Below are 6,077 nucleotides of genomic sequence, written 5' to 3'. Positions count from 1 at the left end.
GCCCGTGTTGGTCAGCGAATCTTCATCGATGATGCTGATCGTGCTCGCCACGCGATTGCTCACGGCAATGTGCTTGCCGTCATCCAGATTGCGGAAGTTGTGCGCGCCCTTGCCCGTCTGAATGCGTTTGATGACTTGCTGCTTGTGCCAGTCGACCACGGCGACATCGTCTTCGCCAGTCATGCCCACGAGCAATTCCTTGTCGCCGGGCGTCATCCACAATCCTGCCGGCGTGTTGCCCACGGGCATTTTCCACTTCACCGTTTGCGTCGGGAGGTCGATGGCGGCGAGTTCACCGGAATCCTGCAAGGTGACAAAAACCGTTCGCGCATCCGATGAAAACGTCATGTGGCTAGGCGTCTTCGCGAGCGGCACACGCTTGGCGAGCGTCAGGTCGTGGCCGTCGTATTTGTAGATATCGATCCGGTCCAGGCGCAAGCCCGCCGTAACGAACCATTTATGGTCAGGAGAAAAACCGAGCTGGTACGGGTCCTCGATCCCCTCGAGGCGCCGTTGCACCTTGCCGTCATGCGGGTCCAGAAAGATCAGATCATTCGACACGGAATCTGCGACGATGAGCGAACTGCCATCGGGCGTGATCATCAGGTGATGCGGTTCCTTGCCTGTCGGTTGCGTGCCGACGACCTTGCGTGCGGCTTCATCGATAAGCGTAAGTTTCGCCTCGCCGGAATCCAGCACGATGACTTTTGAATCCGGGGCGATCGCGGCGAATGCAGCGCTGGAGGCCAGTACGGATGCCAGCGTCATCATTGAAAGGTTTCTGATTGCAGTTCGACGCATATTGAAAGGATTTAATTCGAGGAGGTTCGGGAGGACCAAAAATGTGTTTTGATAGCTCAAAAGACGGCAGATCATTTGCTAAGGGCCAATAACCTAGCTTAGCGGCGCAATCTTAAGCCATTGAAGCATCGCGCGTGACATGCTGGTGCGGCCGCCTGATAGCAAGAAGACAGCCGGATACCGGTCGCAATTACGCAAACCCTTTATCTCTAACGTATCGAGTTGATTAATGGATGACCGGGCGCGCAACGAAACTAGTCGATCGATGAGCGAAAGCACCACGCGTGCGATGCAGGAAGTGCTCGACGGCCGGCGCACGGGCCTGGCTGTCCTGCTTCCGTTCGCGGGACCGGCGGTGGTTGTCTCCGTCGCTTATATGGACCCGGGTAATTTCGCGACCAATATTCAAGCAGGCGCGCGCTACGGCTATGGATTGTTGTGGGTTGTGTTGCTTGCGAATCTGATCGCGATGTTATTCCAGGCGCTTTCTGCAAAGCTCGGCATCGTCACCGGGAAGAACCTAGCCGAATTGTGCCGGGATAATTTTCCTAAGCCGCTGGTTTATCTCATGTGGGCCGTTAGCGAAGTTGCCGCCATGGCGACCGATCTCGCGGAATTCCTCGGCGGCGCTATTGGCCTTAGCTTGCTGTTTCACATGCCGATCCTGATCGGCATGGTGGTGACGGCTGTCATCACTTACGGCCTGCTGATGTTCGAGAAAGCGGGTTACCGGCCGCTTGAACTGGTGATCGGTGCGCTGGTGGGAATCATCGGATTGTCTTATCTGGCGGAGCTGTTCATTACGCCTGTCGCCTGGGCGAAAGTCGGCTTGCACCTCTTTTCGCCATCGCTGCCGGACGCGCAGGCGGTCACCATCGCGGTTGGCATCATCGGCGCGACGGTCATGCCTCATGCGCTTTTCCTGCATTCGGGTCTGACGCAACGGCGCCTGCCTGCGCGCACGGAAGTCGAGCGCAAGAAGATCATTCTGTTTTCGAACGTGGAAGTGGTCATTGCTTTGACCATTGCCGGCATGATCAACATTGCGATGGTCATCATGGCGTCCGGCGCGTTTCATTCGGGTCATCCGGAAGTGGCCGAGATCGAAACGGCGTACCACACGCTAGCGCCGTTATTGGGGATTGCCGCGGCCGGCATTTTCCTTTTGTCGCTGATCGCGTCGGGCATATCGAGTTCTGTCGTCGGGACCATGGCGGGGCAGATGATCATGCAGGGGTTCGTCGGGTTCCGCATTCCGCTGTGGCTACGCCGCGCGCTGACGATGATTCCGAGCTTTGTCGTCGTCTGGATGGGCGTGAACACCACGCAGGCGCTGGTCATGAGTCAGGTCGTGCTGAGTCTCGCGTTACCGTTTCCAATGGCCGCGCTCGTATGGTTCACGTGCAGCAAGAAGGTCATGGGCCATTATCAGAATAGAACGCTCGTCAGAGCGGCATCGATTGTTGCGGCCGTTGCTGTGCTGGCGCTCAACATGGTTTTGCTGCTGCAGGCCGGCGGCGTGAGTATTCCGGGTTTGCCGGATGCGTGAAGGTCGGGGCCAACGCTCAACACGCGGCCGTAAAGGTGTGTGCTTCACGAGGGTTTTAACCCCGCACTTTTCCCAAACGCGAGAAAATGCCCGTTTTCGCAAACCTCGCGGAGCATCGAATGTCCGATCTAGCCTCACCGGTATCGCGCCATTTCAGCGTCGATCCCAAGCCGCTCGGCATTGCCGCGCTTCTCATTCTTGCCGGCGCGCTGTATCTCGCGCAAGCCGTCAACGGCCGGCAGGCCGCGTTGTATATCGTCGGTGCGCTGCTCGGCGTCACGCTTTATCACGCGGCGTTCGGTTTTACGTCGGCGTGGCGCGTCTTTATTGCCGATGGCCGCGGCGCCGGCCTGCGCGCGCAAATGGTCATGCTCGCAGTCGGCGTTGCGTTGTTCTTCCCAGCACTCGCGGCCGGGTCGCTGTTCGGCATGCCGGTCACGGGACTGGTTTCGCCGGCCGGCACGTCGGTGGTCTTCGGTGCGTTCATCTTCGGTATTGGCATGCAGCTCGGCGGCGGCTGTGCATCGGGCACGCTGTACACCGTCGGGGGCGGCAGCACGCGCATGATCGTGACGCTCGTGGCGTTTATCGTCGGCTCGGTCGTCGCCACCGCGCATATGCCGTTCTGGACCGCGTTGCCGTCGCTGCAACCCGTTTCGCTCGTGAAGTCGCTCGGCGCGGGGCCGGCGCTCGTGCTCAACTGGGTTGTGTTCGCTGCCATTGCGGGGATCACGGTCGTGGTCGAAAAACGGCGGCATGGCAGGCTTGTCGCCGCGCATACGCAACCGCCGCATGCATCGCCGTGGCTGCATGGGCCATGGCCGCTCGTTGCCGGCGCAATTGCGCTCGCGTTGCTCAACTTCGCCACGCTCGCGCTTTCGGGGAGGCCGTGGGGCATTACGTCGGCGTTCGCGTTGTGGGGCGCGAAGGCGGCGTCGGCGATCGGATTCGATGTCGCGAGCTGGCCGTACTGGGCAAGCAAGGCGAACGCCGCTGCGCTCGCCGCGCCCGTTTCGCGTGATGTGACGTCCGTGATGGATATCGGCATTGTTCTCGGCGCAATGATGGCGGCGGGGCTTGCAGGCCGCTACGCGCCGGTATGGCGCTTGCCGTTGCGCTCGCTGGTCGCGGCGATCATCGGCGGGCTGTTGCTCGGTTATGGCGCGCGGCTCGCTTATGGCTGCAATATCGGCGCATATTTCAGCGGCATTGTTTCGGGCAGCCTGCACGGCTGGCTGTGGCTCGTTGCAGCGTTCTTCGGCAACGTGGTCGGGACGCGGCTGCGCCCTGTGTTTGGGCTGGAAGTGGAACGGCTCAAGCCTACTGCTTGCTGATTGTTTTTCTTCAGGCCGTTGCGCTTTGCGTTCGGCCTGAATTCGGCCTAAAGCTTCCGCGAAAACCGCGTCAACGTCTCGACCGGATGCCAGCCGGCCTTGAGCCAGAACGCGCTGGCTGATTCGTTATCGACGACGACGTCCAGATGCACCCACCCCAGGTGATGTTCTCTTAAGCGCTCCACGCAGATATCGATCATCTTGCGCGCCACGCCCTGGCCTCGCGCAACAGGCGCGACCACGACGTGCTGCAAGAAACCCCGGCGGCCGTCGTGACTGGCGAGCGCGCAACCGATCATCGTGTTGGCATTGAACGCGACAACGCTCAACCCCGGATTCCTCGCCAGCAAGCGTCCAATCCCTTCCCGGCTGTCAGTCACCGGCCGAATGTCCACGCCCGGTGTCTCGCGCCACAGCGCGAGCACCGCGTCGTAGTCGTCAAGTACCATGTCCCGAATCTGTACGTCCATCGTTTCTTCCTGCCAAGCACGGTTTGATTGATTGCCCGGAAACAGTTTATAAGAACACGGCAAGCTGCGAACCTTTTGCGGTCCAGTTCGGCGATGCGCTTGCGTATCGCCGGAATGAGCTGTTCGCCGTAGGTGATGGCTGCGTCATGACGGTAATGCATTTTTCTGCTATCGAAAGATGCGTGAATTGATTAACGCGGCCGGGCGGTCGTTCTATTTGACGCCGACAGCCTTGAAGAACGTGTAGCAGAACACGCCGTCGTCTTGCGCCGTACGATAAAGATCCTGGATGCCGCGGTCGAACACTCGCGGGTCGATCAGTCCAGCGGATATGGCAGGTTCGCGCACGCCTTCGATCATCGCGGTGAAGGTCTTTCGCGTGAATCCATCGACCAGTTCGGGGCGGCTCGCGTCCGCGTACACCAATCGCGGCGATACGCGGAGGTTGCCAAAACCGGCATCAAACAGAAGGGGATAAAGCTGCCTGCCGATCAACGCATTGCCGCCCGCTTGCCGCTGCAATGCGACCTGACACGCAATTGCTGCACGCGCTTCAGCGCTATCCGGATGAAAAAACGCCGAGCCATGATCGCCTTCCACGACCGTGATCGTGCCGCCGGGTTTCAGCAGATGTTTGAGCCGCGTCAACGCCTCGACCGGCTTCGCGACATGTTCCAGCACGAAGCAGACGAACACATGATCGAAGGAATCCGCCTCGAACGGCAACGCAAAAATATCGGCATGATGAAACCGCACGTTCGTGAGTTGCGCGGCTTCTGTCTTGCGTCTTGCCTCCTCGACGGATTCCGCATTGATGTCCACCGATACAAAGCGTGCATCCGGACTTTGGCGCCCCAGCGTGACTGTCTGTGCACCGACCCCGCACCCCGCTTCCAGCACGATTGCGCCGGCCGGATAAATGGTATCGGCATGCAGCAAGTCGACCAGCGTCCTCGCCTGATCGTGCAGCCGGCTGTTCTCTTGCGATAGATAACCGTGTACGTATGCAGTCATGAAACCAGACCTCCTTTTCGGTCCGCCTAGTTTCGGGTCTGCGTCAGCGCCCGTCTTGAATGAAATTGCGGCGCGATTGAAGGAGGGTTCTCTGCCACGCGCCCGGCGTGAATCCGAAGTGGCGCGCAAAGATGCGGGTCATGTGACTCTGGTCCGCAAAACCGCAGTCGGCCGCGGCCTGGACGAGACTCGCGCCGTCCCGTATGAGAGCCCGTGCGCGTTCCGCACGTTGCAGCAACAACCAGGCGTGAGGCGGCACGCCGTACATCTTTTCAAATCGCCGCAGCACCTGAAACCTGCTCAGGCCGACCATTAGCGCCAGCTCGCCGAGCGTGGGCGGGTCGAGTGCTTCATCGGCAAGACGATCACGCACACGGCCAATATCGTGAGCAGTCTCACGCTCGATGCGCGCCGTGGAATGACCATTCAGCAACAGCGTGCAGGTCTCGGCGAGCGACTCTTCACACGCCAGTGCGTCCGCGCCGCTCGAACCGTGTGTGGCGTCGAAGTTTTCGATCCGGTCCAACAGCGTCTTAAGCGCGATGCCAAGCCGTGGGTCGTGAATCACCGGACGCGTCAGCGCGACCGGATGCTGGTCAAGTGACATCGATGCAACCGTCTCAGGCTCGAGATACACCATGCGCCAGCGACGCGAGGCGCCGCCGAGTGGCCGGCCATCGTGGACCTCCCCGGGGTTGGTCGTGATCAGGTCGCCGGCAAATGCGTCGACCTGACCGCGCCCGCTCGCCGAGCTTTGCGCGCCGCTCTCCAGATAACCGAGACCATAGGTCGCGTGCCAGTGCTTGCCGAAGTGGCAGGCGCTCTCTATATCGGTGCAATACACGCTGGTCCATGGAGAGCCAAGGACTTTGCATGCATGGGCAGGAGGCGCTTTCATTGGATCAGGCA

Annotated in this window: 6 protein-coding genes; 2 read left to right on the top strand and 4 right to left on the bottom strand. The window is 60.3% G+C overall.

Going from position 1 to position 6,077, the window contains the following annotated elements; genetic code table 11:
• Positions 1 to 768: YncE family protein (locus ACFFAR_RS01370; RefSeq protein ID WP_375507426.1), on the bottom strand; the 768-nt coding region annotated here is incomplete at its 3' end.
• A 262-nt stretch (positions 769 to 1,030) separates the two neighbouring features.
• Here ACFFAR_RS01370 and ACFFAR_RS01365 point away from each other — a divergent pair.
• Positions 1,031 to 2,350, top strand: a complete 1,320-nt coding sequence (locus ACFFAR_RS01365; RefSeq protein WP_062001025.1) for an Nramp family divalent metal transporter — start codon at positions 1,031 to 1,033, stop codon at positions 2,348 to 2,350.
• A 119-nt stretch (positions 2,351 to 2,469) separates the two neighbouring features.
• Entirely contained in the window at positions 2,470 to 3,684 is a 1,215-nt protein-coding gene (locus tag ACFFAR_RS01360; protein WP_174364183.1) for a YeeE/YedE thiosulfate transporter family protein, read from the top strand.
• 47 nt (positions 3,685 to 3,731) lie between these two features.
• Here the strand turns inward: ACFFAR_RS01360 and ACFFAR_RS01355 are convergent, their stop codons facing one another.
• The 3 genes from ACFFAR_RS01355 to ACFFAR_RS01345 form a co-directional block, all read right to left on the bottom strand.
• Positions 3,732 to 4,154 (bottom strand): GNAT family N-acetyltransferase, encoded by a 423-nt coding sequence (locus ACFFAR_RS01355; protein ID WP_075360244.1) that lies wholly within the window; start codon positions 4,152 to 4,154, stop codon positions 3,732 to 3,734.
• A 213-nt stretch (positions 4,155 to 4,367) separates the two neighbouring features.
• On the bottom strand, positions 4,368 to 5,168 hold the full coding sequence (locus tag ACFFAR_RS01350) for a class I SAM-dependent methyltransferase (protein ID WP_375507425.1): 801 nt from the start codon (positions 5,166 to 5,168) through the stop codon (positions 4,368 to 4,370).
• A gap of 43 nt (positions 5,169 to 5,211) precedes the next feature.
• A complete protein-coding gene (locus ACFFAR_RS01345; RefSeq protein ID WP_375507424.1) occupies positions 5,212 to 6,066 on the bottom strand; it encodes an AraC family transcriptional regulator in 855 nt (284 codons plus the stop codon).
• Between the last annotated feature and the right edge of the window lie 11 nt (positions 6,067 to 6,077).

This window comes from uncultured Caballeronia sp. (assembly GCF_964243625.1).
Classification (GTDB): Bacteria; Pseudomonadota; Gammaproteobacteria; order Burkholderiales; family Burkholderiaceae; genus Caballeronia.
Note: the sequence above shows the minus strand (reverse complement) of the source record. Positions and strands in the feature narration are given on the sequence as shown.

Coding starts and splice junctions, on each gene's coding strand:
- ACFFAR_RS01365 (WP_062001025.1), top strand. CDS start 1,031: ATGGATGACCGGGCGCGCAACGAAACTAGTCGATCGATGAGCGAAAGC.
- ACFFAR_RS01355 (WP_075360244.1), bottom strand. CDS start 4,154: ATGGACGTACAGATTCGGGACATGGTACTTGACGACTACGACGCGGTG.
- ACFFAR_RS01360 (WP_174364183.1), top strand. CDS start 2,470: ATGTCCGATCTAGCCTCACCGGTATCGCGCCATTTCAGCGTCGATCCC.
- ACFFAR_RS01345 (WP_375507424.1), bottom strand. CDS start 6,066: ATGAAAGCGCCTCCTGCCCATGCATGCAAAGTCCTTGGCTCTCCATGG.
- ACFFAR_RS01350 (WP_375507425.1), bottom strand. CDS start 5,168: ATGACTGCATACGTACACGGTTATCTATCGCAAGAGAACAGCCGGCTG.